Origin of the sequence: Halomonas sp. IOP_31 (assembly GCF_021151495.1) — a bacterium.
In the GTDB taxonomy this organism is placed as follows: Bacteria; Pseudomonadota; Gammaproteobacteria; order Pseudomonadales; family Halomonadaceae; genus Modicisalibacter; species Modicisalibacter zincidurans.
The window spans coordinates 57,015-71,736 of the sequence record NZ_JAIRBP010000002.1 but is presented as its reverse complement, the minus strand read 5'-3'; the positions used below and the strand labels follow the sequence as shown (position 1 = coordinate 71,736).

The window sequence follows — 14,722 nt, the reverse complement described above, 5'->3', positions numbered from 1 at the left end:
GATGTTCTTGCCGGGCGGGTCGCGCCGTGCCTTGGCACGGTGACTGACGGTCCTTTGGCGACCGCACACGCCCGCCTGGCGTGTGATCCCGACGCTCAACGACGCGGGAACGAGTATGGGTGACGCGTGGCGCTCGCGCTAGCCGGTCTCGACCGGCCCCGGGCCACGCTCCTCCGCCGGGTCGGCGTGTTCGGCGATGAAGGCCTCGAGCAACTCGCGCTGCTCGGCGTTCAACGCCTGGCTCTGCAACAGCTCGGGGCGCCTGAGCCAGGTGCGCCCCAGCGACTGCTTGAGGCGCCAGCGACGAATCATTTCATGGTTGCCGCTGAGCAGCACGTCCGGCACCCGACGCCCGTCGATCGTCTCGGGGCGCGTATAGTGCGGACAGTCCAGCAAACCGTCGCTGAAGGAGTCCTCCACGGCGGACCCCTGATGGCCGAGCACCCCCGGCACCAGGCGGGCCGCCGCGTCGATCAGCACCATCGCCGGCAGCTCGCCGCCGCTCAGCACGTAGTCGCCGATCGAGACCTCTTCGTCGATGTCGCTCTCCACCACGCGCTCATCGATGCCTTCATAGCGCCCCGCAACCAGCACCAGGGGGCCGCTGGCCGCCAATTGCTGCACGCCCCGCTGATCCAGAGGCCGCCCCTGCGGCGACAGGTAGACCACCTTGGGCGGGGCGTGCGAGCGTCGCTCGCCCTGCTCGCGCGCCGCATGGATCGCCTGGCGCAGGGTGTCGACCTTCATCAGCATCCCCGGACCGCCGCCGTAGGGCCGGTCATCGACCGTGCGGTGGCGATCCGTGGCGTAATCCCGCGGGTTCCAGAGCTCGATTTCCAGGAGCCCCTGGCTGACCGCTCGACCGGTCACCCCGAAGCCGGTCACGGCTTCGAACATGCCCGGAAACAGTGAGACGACACCAATCCACACGGCAGATCCCTAGGGCCCAAAATCGACAGTGCCCCAAGGCACGTTCGGGCAGCCCGATGCTAGAAATCCGGATCCCAGTCGACCGTCAACCGGCCGGCGTCGAGATCCGCCTCGCGAATCACCTCGTCGGGCAGAAACGGCAGCAGCCGCTCCTTGCCATCAAGGCTGAGTTCGTCGCCCTGCACCACCAGCACATCGTTGGCGCCGGTCTCGAACAGGTAATTCACGTAGCCCAGATCGACGCCCTGCAGCGTCACCACCCGCAGCCCCTCGAGCTGGTACCAGTAGTAATCGCCCGCATCGAGCGCCGGCAATGTCTGCTTGGGCAGCAGTATCTCCGCGCCCGCCAGCCGTTCGGCCTGTTCCCGCGAATCGATGCCTTCGAGACTGGCCACCAGGCCATTGCCCTGACGCCGCCCCTGAACCAGGCACCGGGCCACGCGTTCGCCGCGTGCCACGACGATCCATTGAGGGTAGGCGAGAATGCCGTCCATCGGGCTGGTATACGAATACACCTTCAACCACCCCTTGACGCCGTAGGGGCTGGTCAACTTGCCCAATACGACGTAGTCGTCATCCGACGCGCCGGTAGCGGCACCCTTCATCGCGTTACTCGGCATGCCGGACACCGCCTCAGGCCTGCTGCTTGCGGGCTTCTTTGATCAGCTCGGCAACACGATCGGAAACCTGCGCACCGAGGCTCTGCCAGTGGCTGATGCGCTCGAGGTCGACGCGCAGACGCTCTTCCTGACCGCGGGCGACCGGGTTGAAGAAGCCGACGCGCTCGATGAAACGACCATCGCGAGACTTGCGCGAATCGCTGACGGCCAGATGATAGAAGGGACGCTTCTTGGCGCCACCCCGTGCCAGACGAATGGTAACCATTGCGTTACTGTCCTTCGGTTGTATTCAGAAATTACGCCACAGTGACGACTGCAGCTGCAGTCATTCGCCGCGCATGCGCGCAGCTTGCCACGAAGACGCAGCATTCTACGGAAATCGGCCGGCGTTGGAAACCTTTTTCCGCTTCGCTCAGCGGCGCGGAAATCCCCCCGGGCCGCCCATGCCGCCCATGCCGCCCATGCCGCCGGGACCGCCCATACCACCCGGGCCGCCCCCCATGCCGGGCATTCCGCCCATGCCGCGCATCATCTTCTGCATGCCGCCCTTCTTGCCGACCTTCTTCATCATCTTCTGCATCTGCTTGTGCTGCTTGAGCAGGCGGTTGAGATCGGGCACCTGCAGGCCGGCGCCGGCGGCGATGCGGCGCTTGCGCGAGCCGTTGATGATGTCCGGCTTGTGGCGCTCCTTGGGGGTCATCGAGTTGATCAGCGCCTCGAGCCTGCCCAGCTCCTTCTCCATTCCCGGACCCTGGGCCGCCTCGGCCATCTGCCCCATGCCGGGCAACTTGCCCATCAGTCCGCCCATGCCGCCCATCTTCTTGAGCTGCTGGAGCTGATCGCGGAAATCCTCGAGATCGAAGCCGTCGCCCTTCTTGACCTTCTTGGCGAGCCGCTCGGCCTTGCCCTTGTCGACGCTGCGCTCGGCCTCCTCGATCAGCGACAGCATGTCGCCCATGCCGAGAATCCGCGACGCCACGCGATCGGGGTGGAACGGCTCCAGGGCATCGACCTTCTCGCCCATGCCCATGAACTTGATCGGCTTGCCGGTGACTTGGCGCACCGACAGCGCCGCCCCGCCGCGCGCGTCGCCGTCGGCCTTGGTCAGGATGACCCCGGTCAGCGGCAACGCATCATGGAAAGCCTTGGCGGTATTGGCGGCGTCCTGGCCGGTCATGGCGTCGACGACGAACAGCGTCTCCTGCGGCGTCAACGCCTTATGCAGCGCCTGGATCTCGTCCATCATGTCGCTGTCGACATGCAGGCGACCTGCGGTGTCGACGATCACCACGTCATGAAACTGGATCTTGGCGTGCTTGACCGCGGCGGTGGCGATCGCCACCGGCTGCTGGTCGCTGGCCGAGGGGAAGAAGTCGACCTCGACCTCCTTGGCCAGGGTCTCGAGCTGGTCGATCGCCGCCGGGCGATAGACGTCGGCGGATACCACCAGCACCTTCTTCTTCTCGCGTTCGCGCAGAAAACGCGCCAGCTTGGCCACCGAGGTGGTCTTGCCCGCACCCTGCAGGCCCGCCATCAGGATCACCGACGGCTGCGTCTTGAGTTCGAGCGGCACGTTGCCTTCGCCCATGATCGCCTCGAGTTCCTGCTGGACGATCTTGACGAACTGCTGGCCCGGCGACAGGCTCTTCGAGACTTCCTGACCCACCGCCCGCTCGCGCACACGCTCGATGAATGCCTTGACCACCGGCAGCGCGACGTCGGCCTCGAGCAACGCGCGGCGCACCTCGCGCAGCGTGTCCTTGATGTTATCCTCGGTCAGTCGCGCCTGACCGGTAATCGACTTTAGCGTCTTCGACAGACGATCCGAGAGGCTCTCGAACATGTGACTCTCCGGCTATGGGTGCACGGTGCCCGGCATGGGCGGGACGGGGCGTCACGCACGGCGGCACCACGCGTTTGGACAACGATTATACGCGTTCACGTGGCGTGTCTCCATGCTCGCGACCGGCACAGGCTGGGCGCGCGCGACACAATTCGCTATAGTGGCGCGCGTATCGATTCGCTTTTCCATCCAGCTCAGAAGGTGGTTACAAACGTCGCTTGTAAGCATCTTCTCAGGTCGGCAGGACCTTTCATGCAGGCGTTCCCCTTCGCTATCTTGGCCATGGTCTTCTACGTCGCCGGCGGCGTTTGCCAGGGCCTGGCGCTGACCCGGCGCGTCCCGCCGCATCCAGTTCTGGTGCGCGCCCTGGGCGTGCTCGCCGTGGCCTGCCACAGCGTGGTGGTGGCCTCCGCGCTGGGCGATCTCGGCGAGATGAGCCTGGGCATCTCGGCCAGCGCTTCGCTGGTCAGTTGGCTGGTCGTCATCCTGCTGCTGCTGGCGAGCCTCTTCAAGCCGGTGCTGAGTGCCGCCGTGGCGCTGTTCCCGATCGCCGCCGCGACCATCCTGCTGGCCACCGAACTGCCGGTAGGCAGCCATCGGGCCGAACTCACGCCGGGGATCATGATTCACATCCTGACCTCGATCGTGGCCTTCGCGGTGTTCGCCATCGCCGCCGTCCAGGCGTTTCTGATGGCGCGCCAGAATCAGGCGCTGCGCCATCACCATACGCGCGGTCTGGTGCAGTCGCTGCCACCGCTGACCACCATGGAACGCGTGCTGTTCGAGCTGATCTGGGTCGGCATGGTGCTGCTCACCGCGGCGATCATCAGCGGCATCGTGTTTCTCGACAATATCTTCGCCCAGCACCTGGTGCACAAGACGGTGCTGTCGTTTGCCGCCTGGGTGATTTTCGCCACGCTGCTCGCCGGTCGGCATTTCCTGGGCTGGCGCGGCAACCGCGCGGCACGCTGGACACTGGGCGGCTGCGCGTTGCTGCTGCTGGCCTACTTCGGCAGCAAGTTTGCCCTTGAAGTGGTTTTCGAGCGAGTCTGAAAGCCCGCACCGATGCCCCTCGCCTTGACACCGGGGCGCTCGATTCCCTACAAACGAGCTTGATACGCGATTGAGGACTCTTCGATCTTGAGCGACGACATCCCCTTGGGACTGCTGTTCGGCCTGCTTTTCCTGCTTGTTTGCCTGTCTGCCTTCTTCTCGAGCTCCGAGACCGGCATGATGTCGATCAATCGCTACCGGCTGAGCCATCAGGCGAAAAGCGGCGAACGGCGCGCCCAGCGAGTCGTGCGCCTACTCGCGCGTCCCGATCGGCTGATCGGGGTGATCCTGATCGGCAACAACTTCGCCAACAACCTGGCGGCGTCGATCGCCACCATCATCGCCATCCATTTCTTCGGCGACGTGTCGGGCCCGGCCATCGCGACCCTGGTGCTGACCATCGTCATCCTGATCTTCGCCGAGGTCACGCCCAAGACCTACGCGGCGATCAAGCCCGAACGCATCGCCTTCCCGGCGTCGCTGGCCCTGGAGCCGCTGCTCAAGGGACTCTATCCGCTGGTCTGGCTGGTCAATGCGATGTCCAACGGCCTGCTGCGCATGCTCGGGGTCAAGAACATCGAGGGCGGCGCCGACAATCTGACCCGCGACGAACTGCGCACCGTGGTCCACGAAGCCGGCACCATGATTCCGCGTCGCCACCAGGCAATGCTGCTGTCGATCCTCGATCTCGAGAACGTCACCGTCAACGACATCATGGTGCCACGCCACGAGATCGCCGGCATCGATCTGGACGACGACCTGGAGAGCATCCTCGCCCAGATCCGCGCCAGCCAGCATACCCGCGTGCCGGTCTTCAAGGGCGACATCAACAACATCATCGGCATCCTGCACCTGCGCAACGCGGCGCGCTTTCTGTCCAAGCGCGAAGTGACCAAGGCGGCGATCGTCCAGGAGGCCCGCGAACCCTATTTCATTCCCGAATCGACGCCGTTGCATACCCAGCTGCTCAACTTCCAGCAGCAGAAACGGCGCATCGGCATCGTCGTCGACGAGTACGGCGACGTGGAGGGACTGGTCACGCTGGAGGACATTCTCGAGGAGATCGTTGGCGAATTCACCACCGACGTCGCCGGCATGCACAAGGAGATCCATCTCCAGGATGACGGCAGCTACATCATCGAGGGCACCGCCAACATCCGCGAGATCAACAAGATGCTCGGCTGGCAGTTGCCCACCGACGGGCCCAAGACCCTCAACGGCCTGATCATCGAGCATCTCGAGTCGTTCCCCGACGCGCCGGCCTGCCTGCAGCTGGGTACGACGCGCATGGAGATCATCAAGGTCAAGGACAACCTGATCACCGCGGCGCGCTGCTGGCAGTCGGCACGTCGCGGCCGGATCGCCTACTGACGCCCCTTGACCGCCTTGCAGGCCAGGCTCTGCTCGGCGTTTTGCTTGAGCGTGCGCACCCGCGCCTCGAGCGTCGCACGATCGGCCTGCCCCGGCGACAATGCCTCGCCGAACACCAGCGCGACCCGCGGCCGGAAGCGCCGCGGCAACTTGGTGAAGGCCCTGCCTTCGCAATGCGAGGTCCATGACCCCCACAAGCCGGCCAGCGCCGCCGGCACCACCGGCACCGCGTCGCGGCGCAGGATCATGTCGACCCCGCGGCGAAAATACTGGACCTCGCCGTCGATGGTCAGCCGCCCCTCGGGAAACAGCATCACCACTTGACCATCGCGTAGCGCTCGGCTGACCTCCTGCATGGCGCGGCGCACCCCGCCGGGATCGCGGCGTTCGGAATCCACCGGAATCGCCCCGGCCAGGCGGAAGAACCAGTTCAGCCCCGGCGACTCGTAGATCGGCCGGTCCATCAGAAAGCGCAGCGGTCGCGGGCTGGCCCCGCCGATCACCAGCGCATCCATGAAGCTGACGTGATTGCAGACCACCAGTGCCGGGCCTTGCGCGGGGATGTGGCCGCGTCCGACGAAACGCAGCCGATAGAGCACCCGCGTCAGGGCAAAGATCGCCAGCCGAAGTACCGCACGCGGGTTGATCGTCAGGGCCGCCAGGCCGATCAGCAGGGCGATGCCCGCCAGCCAGGCGAAGAAGACGTTGAGCGAGACGCCCAGCACGCTCAACAGCAGGATGCCGAAGCCCGCGGCAAGCACCATGAACAGCGCATTGAGCAGGTTGTTGGCGGCGATCATGCGCGCCCGCTGATGCTCGGCGCTGATCACCTGAACCAGGGTATAAAGCGGCACGATATACAACCCGCCACCGACGCCGACCAGCGCCAGCGCCAGCGACATCACCCAGAAGCCCGGAGTGGCCAGCAGCGTGGCGAGTGACATCGCCTCGCCGGCCAGCGCCGGCTGCTCGGCAAACGTCAGCCCGCCGGCGGCGATCAACAACGCCCCCAGCGGCACCAGGCCCAGCTCGAGGCGCCCGGCGGAAAGCCGCGCGCAGAGCAGCGCCCCGCCGCCGACACCCAGCGCGAAGGCACCCAGCAGCCAGCTGACGGCGCTTTCGCCACCATGAACCACATCGCGCACCCACGCCGGCAACTGAGTCAGATAACAGGCGCCCAGAAACCAGAACAGACTGATGCCCACCAGGGCGCGGAAGATCCGCGGTTGACGCCAACTGTCGCGCAGCACCGCGACGCTGCCGGACAACGGCCGCCAGCCGACCGGCCCGGGATCGCTGGAGGGCGCCGCCGGCACGGCCAGGCTGGTGGCGTAGCCGAGCAAGGCCACGCCGATCAGCGTGGCGCCAATCGTCAACCGCGCGGTAGCCGCGTCGAGCGAGGTCAGCACCCCCGCCAGCAGGGTGCCCAGCAGGATCGACACGAAGGTGCCCAGATTGACCCAGGCATTGCCGCGCACCAGTTCAGTGCGCGGCAGATGCTGCGGCAGGATCGAGTACTTGACCGGCCCGAACAGCGCCGACTGGGTGCCCATCATGAATAGCAGGCCGAGCAGCAGCAGAAACTGCTCGAACCATACCGCCGCCGCGGCCAGGCACATGGTGACAAGCTCAAGCAGCTTGAGCCGACGCACCAGACGCTGCTTGTCGAGGCGGTCGGCCAGCGTGCCGCCCCAGGCCGAGAACAGCAGGAACGGCAGAATGAACAGCCCCGCCGCCAGATTGTTGAGCAGGCCGGTATCCCAGCCATAGCGCGGCACCGCAACGAAGGTCAGCAGCAGCAGCAGAATGTTCTTGAAGACGTTGTCGTTGAAGGCGCCCAGTGCCTGGGTCCAGAAGAACGGGGCGAAATGGCGGCGCGCCAGTAACGATCGGCTCACGGCGTCCTCGGGCTGTGCCTGAGCCCGGCGAGAATGGTGGTCAGGAGCTGGTCGAGCAGTTCGCCGACTTCCAGCTGGTGGCCTTGCCAGTAGCCCAGGCGCTCGTTCAGGCCCAACTGGACCAGGCCGTGAACGCTGCCCCACAGGGTGCGCGCCATGCGCCGCGATTCGAGTGCATCGAGATCCGGCTGGTACTCCTTGAGGGTCGCTTCGACACGGGTGAACAGGCCCTCGATCATGCTGCTCTGACGCTGGTCGAGCTCGCCCTCCTGGGCCAGCGGGTAGTCGAACAGCAACTGCCAGCGGTAGGGATCCTGACGAGCGAATTGCCAGTAGGCCGTCGCCAGCGCCTTGAGGCGCGGCTCGGGCGCGGCCTCGCCCATCTCCTCGATGGCTCCGCGCAAGCGTTCGAGGGTTTCGATATTGACGTACTGCAGTAGATTGTTGAAGCTGCCGTACAGCTTCAGCAGGGTACTGGGCGCGCAGCCGATTTCCCGAGCCAGCGCACGCAGCGAGAGCGTATGCACGGGCTGTTCACGCAGCCAGCCATCGCATGCCGTCATGACCTGGGCATGCAACGCCTCGGGCGCATGCTGTCTGGGACGTGCCATTGAGTTCCTCGTCTCGTCGCCCGTCCGACGTTGGACGGCGTGGTCGAACACTGTTTTCACCCCAGCATATCGACACCGTGCGTAAACGCAAGCCCGCTGAGTGCGCCTACACCGCGCGCCGACACCCTCACCGCGCGCCAGCGCACCGCCCCAGGAGAGCCCATGGCCGGACGCCTGCACATCGCCGCGCACCCGCTCGCCGAGCTGATAGACGAACTGCACGTCGATCAGCCGCTGCAGCAAAGCCCCAACCGCGCCCCGCGCAACCCGCTATCGATCGTTCGCCAGACAGGCTCGGGATGGCATCTGGCCACGGCGTTCTGGGGGCTGACGCCGCCCTGGCTCAAGGTGCTCGATCACGCGCCGCACTGCGCGCGCGCCGAATCCCTCGATGAACGCGCCATGTTCCGTGACGCCTTTGCCGCGCGCCGCTGCGTGATCCCGGTCAGCGGCGTCTACCTGTGGAAGATCCAGCCGCGCATGAAGCAGCCGTTTCTGATCACCCGGGGCGACCGCGGCCCCCTGCTGCTCGCCGGGTTGTGGTGCCGCTACCACACCACGCTGAGTGCCTACAACGATTCCACGGCGCTGATCACGGTGCCGGCCAATCCCTTGCTGGCTCCGCTCAGCGAGCGCTTTCCGGCGCTAATAGCGCCCCAGCGCCTTGCCGAATGGCTCGACCCGGCGACGCCGCTGTCGCGGGTACGTGACGGCCTGTCGCCGGCGCCTTTGGAACTGTTGGGCGCTTTTCCTGTATCAAGACAGGTAAACGACCCCGCCAATCAGGATTGGGCCTGCGGCCGCCCCACCGGCAAGATGATCCGTTGGCATAGCGAACAGGAGACATGATGCACTCACTGCGACCCCGGTCCAGCGCCCTTGCGCTGCTCCTCGGCCTGCTGTTCAGCGTACCGGCCATGGCCGACGATGGCAGCCAAGCCACGACGGCCGACTCAGCCCCCCCGATCGTCAGCCCTAACGACAACCGCGACTACCGTAGCCTGACGCTGGACAACGGGCTCGAAGTATTGCTGATCAGCGATCCTGACGCCGACAAGGCCGCCGCGGCAATGAATGTCGCCGTCGGCAGCAGCCAGAATCCCGAGGCCACTCCGGGTCTGGCACATTTTCTCGAGCACATGCTGTTTCTGGGCACCGAGCGCTATCCGCAAGCCGACAGCTACCAGCAATACATCAACCAGCACGGCGGCAGTCACAACGCCTTCACCGCCAGCCGCGACACCAACTATTTCTTCGATATCGAGCCTGGCGCACTCGAGGGTGCGCTCGATCGCTTCAGCCAGTTCTTCATCGCCCCGCGCTTCAACGCCGACTATGTCGACCGCGAGCGCCAGGCCGTGAACTCCGAATACCAGGCCCGACTGCGTGACGATGGGCGTCGCGTCAACGAAGCCATGAACCAGGCGCTCAACCCCGAGCATCCCTCGACACGTTTCGCCGTGGGCAATCTCGAGACGCTCGACGATGGCAGCCAATCACTGCGTCAATCGCTGATCGACTTCTACCAGGCCCGCTATGGCGCCAATGTGATGAATCTGGTGGTGATCGCCCCGCAATCGCTGGAAACCCTGGAAGGCTGGGTTCGCGACGATTTCGCCGCCATCCCCGATCGCGGCCTGAGCCGGCCCACCCTGCCTCAACCGTTGCTGACCGACGAGCAGCTGCCGGCTCGGCTCGCGGTCAAGAGCCTCGAGGATCGCCGCCAGGTGCGCTTCGTCTTTCCCATCGCCGACCCGCAACAGGATTATCGTCACAAGTCGCTCGACTACCTCGCCAACCTGCTCGGCCACGAGGGCCAAGGCAGCCTGCTGGCTGCGCTGCGCCAAGCCGGCTGGGCCGATGGTCTGTCCGCGGGTAGCGCGCAGGGCGACGGGGACGACGCGCTGTTCGTGGTCGACATCAGCCTGACGCCACAGGGCGCCAAGCGACTCGACCGGATCCAGGCCAGCCTGTTCGCGATGATCGAGCGTATCCGCAAATCAGGCCTCGATGCCTGGCGCTACCGGGAGCAGGCCCAACTCGCCGAGCAGGATTTCCGCTTTCAGCAGCGCGGCGAGCCCATCGATCTGGCCAGCAGCCTGGCGATGAACATGGCCTACTATCCGCTCGAGGACGTCCAGTACGGGCCGTACCGCATGGATGGCTATCAGCCCGACGAGCTGCGCACGATCCTCGCCAAGCTCACCCCCGAGCGCCTGCTGCGCGTCTACAGCGGGCCCGCTGTCGAAGGCGAGCAAACCACCGAGTGGTTCGACGCGCCCTATCGGCTAGCGCGCCTCGACGAGTGGCCCCCGGCCGAGCCGCTCGACGGGCTGGCATTGCCCGAGCCCAACCCCTACATCGCCGAGAACCTGAGCCTGCTGCCGCTCGATTCCGCACCGCCCAAGGCACTGATCGACACCCCCGAGCACGCCCTGTGGTATCGCCCCGACGCAAGCTTCGGTACGCCGCGCGTCGAGTGGCGCTTCAGCCTGCAGAACCCCGCCGCGGCAAACAAGGCACGCGATGCCGCCCTGACCCGGCTGCTCGCCGGCTGGCTCAACGACAGCCTCAACGAAGCGCTCTATCCGGCGCGCCTGGCCGGCCAGTCGTTCAACGCCTACGCCCATGGCCGCGGCATGACGCTGTCGTTTTCCGGCTGGCGGGACAATCAGGAGCGGGTCATTCAACGCGTGCTCGAACAGCTGCGCCAGGGCGAGATCGCCGCGGACAGCGTGGCGCGCGTCAAGCTAGGGCTCGAGCGCCAATGGCGCAATGCCCCCCAGGGACCGCTCTACCAGCAAATGCAACAGACCCTGGGCGACGCATTGATTCGTCCCAGCTGGTCGAATACCGCCCTGCTCGACGCCATCGACACCCTCGACGCCGACGACCTGCGCGCCTATCGCCGGCGCTTTCTGGATAGCCTGCACCTCGAGAGCCTGGCGGTCGGCAACCTCGAGCCGGCACGGGCGCGTCGCGTGGGGCTGAGCGTCGCCAATGCCCTGGCCCCCGAGCTGGCCGATTCAGCGATCCCCGATCTCGAGACGCTTGAGGTGCCCCGCGAGCCGCCGACCCTGCATCCGCGCTCGACACGCAACGACAGCGCCGTGCTGGGCTACCTGCAGGGCAACGACCGCTCGCTGGATAGCCAGGCCCGGCTGGCAGTGCTCGGCCAGTTGATCGAGACGCCCTTCTACGCGCAGCTGCGTACCGAGGAGCAGCTCGGCTACATCGTCAACGCCGGCTATCAGCCGCTGCTCGAGGCGCCCGGCATCAGCCTGCTGGTCCAGTCACCGAGCGCCGACGTCGCACGCATCCAGTCGCGTATCGACGCCTTCCTCGGCGACTTCGGCAAGCGTCTGGCCGGACTCGACGCAGCGAGCCTCGCGCCCTACCGTCAGGCGGTGCAGGACCGGCTGCTCGAACGTGATGCGTCGTTGTCCGAGCTGACCCAGCGGCTATGGCTCGAGCTGGCCTACGAGGACACCGATTTCGATCGCCGCCAGCGGCTGGCCGAACGGGTCTCGAATCTCGACGTCGAGGATATACGCAAGGCCTGGCAGAGCCTGCAAGCGAGTCCGGCACTGACCGTCACCTTCACCCCCGGCGACGCGCCCAGCGAGGTGAGTGCCCGGACCGCCGGCTTCGAGGCGCTGCCCGAACGGCGCTGAACCGCCATCGCTCATCGTCATCCGCAAAGACCCCCGCCGGCAATCCCGGCGGGGGTCTTGTTGTGCCTGTTGACCGCGCATCGCTAACGCCGGCCATACCGTTCACGCTACTCGAAGGCCTGGGGCGGCATTATCGCCTCGACGTGCATGACCAGTTCCTCGAGCACCTGACGATCGCGATCGCTCAGCGCGACCTGGTTGAGCTGCTCGATCTCGCGGGCGAAGGCCTTGAGAGTCAGAATCCCCAGCGAGGTATCGTTCATCCGCGCCCAGCGAAACGCCTCCCACTGCTGCTGCTCCTCGCTATTCAAGGTGTCGGGATAGCTGCGAGCGCGCAGCCGGAACAGCATCTCCTCGAGTCGCGGGTCCTGAAAGGCGAAGGCCGTCTCGCCCAGCGCCTGGGGCTCGGTTTCGTGAACGCGCTGCATCTGCTGACGATCGGCCGGCGAGAAGAAACCGCCGGAATAGAGCATCAGGTCCGGGTCGCTGGGCGTCTTGCCCGGGCCCTCGGCAAACGCCACAGCGGCCTTGCGGGCCGCCTCGGGGCGTGCGCGCAGCGCCTGCCAGTGATCCTCGCAGCGCGCGCGGTCGAGCCTGAGCCGCGCCTGTACCTCGTCGGTCAGCGCAGCGATCGGCAGCAGTACCGGGCTACGGTTGATATGGATGACCTTGAGCGGGATCCGCGATTCGCCCTCGCTGAGCTCGTCGGCACTGGCGAAGACCCGGGCGCGGATCGCCGCAACGTCGAGCTCGAACAGCGGCTCGGGATCGACGCTCAAGTCGTAGACGATCACCCCGTTGGGGTTCGACGGATGTTCGGCCAGCGGCATCACCAATGCACTGCAGCCGCGGCTGGCCGGATAGCGCCGCGAGATGTGCAGCATCGGCTTGCGTGTGGGGATGTCCAGCAGCCTGGCCACCGCGCGCTTGCGGCGCAGATCGAGCAGGTAGCCGAACAGCTTGGGATTGCGCGCGCGCAGAAGCCGCGCCAGGGCGATCGTCGCGCGCACGTCGGCCAGCGCATCGTGGGCGCCGGCGTGCTCGATGCCGTTGGCCGCGGTGAGATCCTCGAGCCGGAAGCTCGGCGCGCCGTCATCGCGCAGCGGCCATTCGATGCCCGCCGGGCGCAGCGCATGAAAGGCCCGCACCACGTCGATCAGGTCCCAGCGCGAGTTGCCGTTCTGCCACTCGCGGGCATAGGGGTCGAGGAAATTGCGATAGAACAGATGGCGAGTGACCTCGTCGTCGAAGCGCAGGCTGTTGTAGCCCAGCACGCAGGTGCCCGGCACGCTCATCTCGGCGTTGATGCGCACCGCGAACTCCATCTCGGGCAGCCCGCGCCGGCGCGCCGTTTGCGGCGTGATACCAGTGATCAGGCAGGCCTGCGGCGCCGGCAGATAGTCGTCCGCGGGCTGGCAATAGAGCGTCAGTGGCTCGCCGAGCTCGTTGAAATCGGCATCGGTGCGGATGGCCGCGAACTGGGAAGGCCTGTCGCTGCGCGGATCGGCGCCGAACGTCTCGTAGTCGTGCCACAGGAATGTCTGCGGCGAATCGCTGCGCTGCGCCATGCACGCTCCCTCTACCGGCTCAAAGCGTCCAGACTAGCACAGCGCCTCGCCCGACTCAGCAACCTGCGTCAGCGCGGCAACGTGACGTTGAGCTCGAGCACCGAGCAGTCGTCTTCGCTGTCGAGGGTGATGTTGATGGCATCCTGATCGACATTGACGTAGCGCCGAATCACTTCCAGCAATTCCCTCTCGAGCATCGGCATGTAATCCGGCTGGTCACGCTGGCTACGCTGGTGCGCCACGATGATCTGCAGGCGCTCCTTGGCGACCGACGCGGATTTCTTGCGTTCACGCTTGAGAAATTCGAGTAGCTTCACCGACGACCTCCTCCGAACATGCGGGAGAGCAGGCTCTTCTTCTGATACTCATGGAAACGCAAAGGCACTTCTTCACCGAGCAGGCGCGATACCGTGTCGGTGTAGGCCTGGCCGGCATCGCTCTTCTGATCGTGGGTCACCGGAACGCCCTGGTTGGACGCTCGCAGCACCGCCTCGGACTCGGGGATCAGGCCGATCAGGTTGATCGCCAGGATCTCGTGGATGTCCTCGAGGTTGAGCATGTCGCCGCCGGTGACCCGCTCCGGATCGTAGCGCGTGATCAGCAGGTGCTCCTTGACCGGATCGCGATTCTGCTCGGCGCGGCGGGTCTTGGAACCCAGCAGGCCGAGGATGCGATCGGAGTCGCGCACCGAGGAGACTTCGGGATTGGTCACCACCACCGCCTCGTCGGCGAAATACATGGCCAGCTGCGCGCCGCGCTCGATGCCCGCCGGCGAATCGCAGACCACGTAATCGAAGTCCTTGCCCAGGGTGTCGAGCACCTTCTCGACGCCCTCGGCGGTCAGCGCATCCTTGTCGCGGGTCTGCGAGGCCGGCAGGATATGCAGGTTCTCGACCCGCTTGTCGCGGATCATCGCCTGGTTGAGCCCCGCCTCGCCCTGGATCACGTTGATCAGATCGTAGACCACGCGTCGTTCGCAGCCCATGATCAAGTCGAGGTTACGCAACCCCACGTCGAAGTCGATTACCACCGTTTTCTTGCCGCGCAGTGCCAGCCCGGTGGCGATGGCTGCTGCACTGGTCGTTTTTCCGACCCCGCCCTTGCCGGAGGTCACTACAATGATCTTGGCCAAGATAAGCTTCCTGTTGCTGATA

13 protein-coding genes are annotated in these 14,722 nt (G+C 65.9%); 4 read left to right on the top strand and 9 right to left on the bottom strand.

The genetic code is table 11. The annotated features are described in order from the left end of the window. Positions 1 to 138: 138 nt before the first annotated feature. From trmD to ffh, 4 genes are all read right to left on the bottom strand, one after another. A complete protein-coding gene (gene trmD, locus K7I12_RS02070; protein ID WP_031384720.1) occupies positions 139 to 930 on the bottom strand; it encodes a tRNA (guanosine(37)-N1)-methyltransferase TrmD in 792 nt (263 codons plus the stop codon). A gap of 59 nt (positions 931 to 989) precedes the next feature. Beyond that, positions 990 to 1,550: a ribosome maturation factor RimM gene (gene rimM, locus K7I12_RS02065; RefSeq protein WP_231662846.1), complete on the bottom strand. Its 561-nt coding sequence runs from the start codon at positions 1,548 to 1,550 to the stop codon at positions 990 to 992. 13 nt (positions 1,551 to 1,563) lie between these two features. Continuing rightward, positions 1,564 to 1,815: a 30S ribosomal protein S16 gene (gene rpsP, locus K7I12_RS02060; protein WP_231662845.1), complete on the bottom strand. Its 252-nt coding sequence runs from the start codon at positions 1,813 to 1,815 to the stop codon at positions 1,564 to 1,566. Positions 1,816 to 1,962: 147 nt separating this feature from the next. Next, positions 1,963 to 3,393 carry a signal recognition particle protein gene (ffh, locus tag K7I12_RS02055; protein WP_031384723.1) on the bottom strand — a complete coding sequence of 477 codons (1,431 nt, stop codon included), beginning with the start codon at positions 3,391 to 3,393 and terminating at the stop codon, positions 1,963 to 1,965. A gap of 252 nt (positions 3,394 to 3,645) precedes the next feature. Here ffh and K7I12_RS02050 point away from each other — a divergent pair, with 252 nt between their 5' ends. Both K7I12_RS02050 and K7I12_RS02045 read left to right on the top strand, forming a co-directional pair. Further along, entirely contained in the window at positions 3,646 to 4,446 is an 801-nt protein-coding gene (locus K7I12_RS02050) for a cytochrome C assembly family protein (protein WP_031384724.1), read from the top strand. 87 nt (positions 4,447 to 4,533) lie between these two features. Then, the gene (locus K7I12_RS02045) at positions 4,534 to 5,817 is read left to right on the top strand and encodes an HlyC/CorC family transporter (protein ID WP_031384725.1); all 1,284 of its coding nucleotides are present in this window, start codon (positions 4,534 to 4,536) and stop codon (positions 5,815 to 5,817) included. Here the strand turns inward: K7I12_RS02045 and K7I12_RS02040 are convergent. Together K7I12_RS02040 and K7I12_RS02035 are read right to left on the bottom strand one after the other, a co-directional pair. After that, positions 5,811 to 7,715 carry an MFS transporter gene (locus K7I12_RS02040; RefSeq protein WP_031384726.1) on the bottom strand — a complete coding sequence of 635 codons (1,905 nt, stop codon included), beginning with the start codon at positions 7,713 to 7,715 and terminating at the stop codon, positions 5,811 to 5,813. The two genes, K7I12_RS02045 and K7I12_RS02040, sit on opposite strands and share 7 nt — an antisense overlap. Further along, positions 7,712 to 8,326, bottom strand: coding sequence for a TetR/AcrR family transcriptional regulator (locus tag K7I12_RS02035; RefSeq protein WP_031384727.1), 615 nt, complete (start codon positions 8,324 to 8,326; stop codon positions 7,712 to 7,714). The genes K7I12_RS02040 and K7I12_RS02035 overlap by 4 nt, the downstream gene beginning before the upstream one ends. A gap of 162 nt (positions 8,327 to 8,488) precedes the next feature. Here K7I12_RS02035 and K7I12_RS02030 point away from each other — a divergent pair, with 162 nt between their 5' ends. After that, positions 8,489 to 9,175: an SOS response-associated peptidase gene (locus tag K7I12_RS02030; protein WP_231662844.1), complete on the top strand. Its 687-nt coding sequence runs from the start codon at positions 8,489 to 8,491 to the stop codon at positions 9,173 to 9,175. Continuing rightward, positions 9,175 to 12,000 carry an insulinase family protein gene (locus tag K7I12_RS02025; RefSeq protein ID WP_231662843.1) on the top strand — a complete coding sequence of 942 codons (2,826 nt, stop codon included), beginning with the start codon at positions 9,175 to 9,177 and terminating at the stop codon, positions 11,998 to 12,000. The genes K7I12_RS02030 and K7I12_RS02025 overlap by 1 nt, the downstream gene beginning before the upstream one ends. Positions 12,001 to 12,107: 107 nt before the next feature. On the opposite strand, the gene sbcB is transcribed toward K7I12_RS02025, so the two are convergent. The 3 genes from sbcB to minD all read right to left on the bottom strand — a co-directional run bounded on the left by sbcB (position 12,108) and on the right by minD (position 14,700). Beyond that, the gene (sbcB, locus tag K7I12_RS02020) at positions 12,108 to 13,568 is read right to left on the bottom strand and encodes an exodeoxyribonuclease I (protein WP_231662841.1); all 1,461 of its coding nucleotides are present in this window, start codon (positions 13,566 to 13,568) and stop codon (positions 12,108 to 12,110) included. Between the two features lie 68 nt (positions 13,569 to 13,636). After that, entirely contained in the window at positions 13,637 to 13,885 is a 249-nt protein-coding gene (gene minE, locus K7I12_RS02015) for a cell division topological specificity factor MinE (protein WP_031384731.1), read from the bottom strand. Beyond that, positions 13,882 to 14,700: a septum site-determining protein MinD gene (minD, locus tag K7I12_RS02010; RefSeq protein ID WP_231662840.1), complete on the bottom strand. Its 819-nt coding sequence runs from the start codon at positions 14,698 to 14,700 to the stop codon at positions 13,882 to 13,884. The genes minE and minD overlap by 4 nt, the downstream gene beginning before the upstream one ends. Positions 14,701 to 14,722 lie beyond the last annotated feature (22 nt).

Excerpts from the sequence above, each read along its gene's own strand:
- K7I12_RS02035 (WP_031384727.1), bottom strand. The coding sequence starts at position 8,326 with ATGGCACGTCCCAGACAGCATGCGCCCGAGGCGTTGCATGCCCAGGTC.
- rpsP (WP_231662845.1), bottom strand. The coding sequence starts at position 1,815 with ATGGTTACCATTCGTCTGGCACGGGGTGGCGCCAAGAAGCGTCCCTTC.
- K7I12_RS02025 (WP_231662843.1), top strand. The coding sequence starts at position 9,175 with ATGCACTCACTGCGACCCCGGTCCAGCGCCCTTGCGCTGCTCCTCGGC.
- sbcB (WP_231662841.1), bottom strand. The coding sequence starts at position 13,568 with ATGGCGCAGCGCAGCGATTCGCCGCAGACATTCCTGTGGCACGACTAC.
- ffh (WP_031384723.1), bottom strand. The coding sequence starts at position 3,393 with ATGTTCGAGAGCCTCTCGGATCGTCTGTCGAAGACGCTAAAGTCGATT.
- rimM (WP_231662846.1), bottom strand. The coding sequence starts at position 1,550 with ATGCCGAGTAACGCGATGAAGGGTGCCGCTACCGGCGCGTCGGATGAC.
- K7I12_RS02030 (WP_231662844.1), top strand. The coding sequence starts at position 8,489 with ATGGCCGGACGCCTGCACATCGCCGCGCACCCGCTCGCCGAGCTGATA.
- K7I12_RS02050 (WP_031384724.1), top strand. The coding sequence starts at position 3,646 with ATGCAGGCGTTCCCCTTCGCTATCTTGGCCATGGTCTTCTACGTCGCC.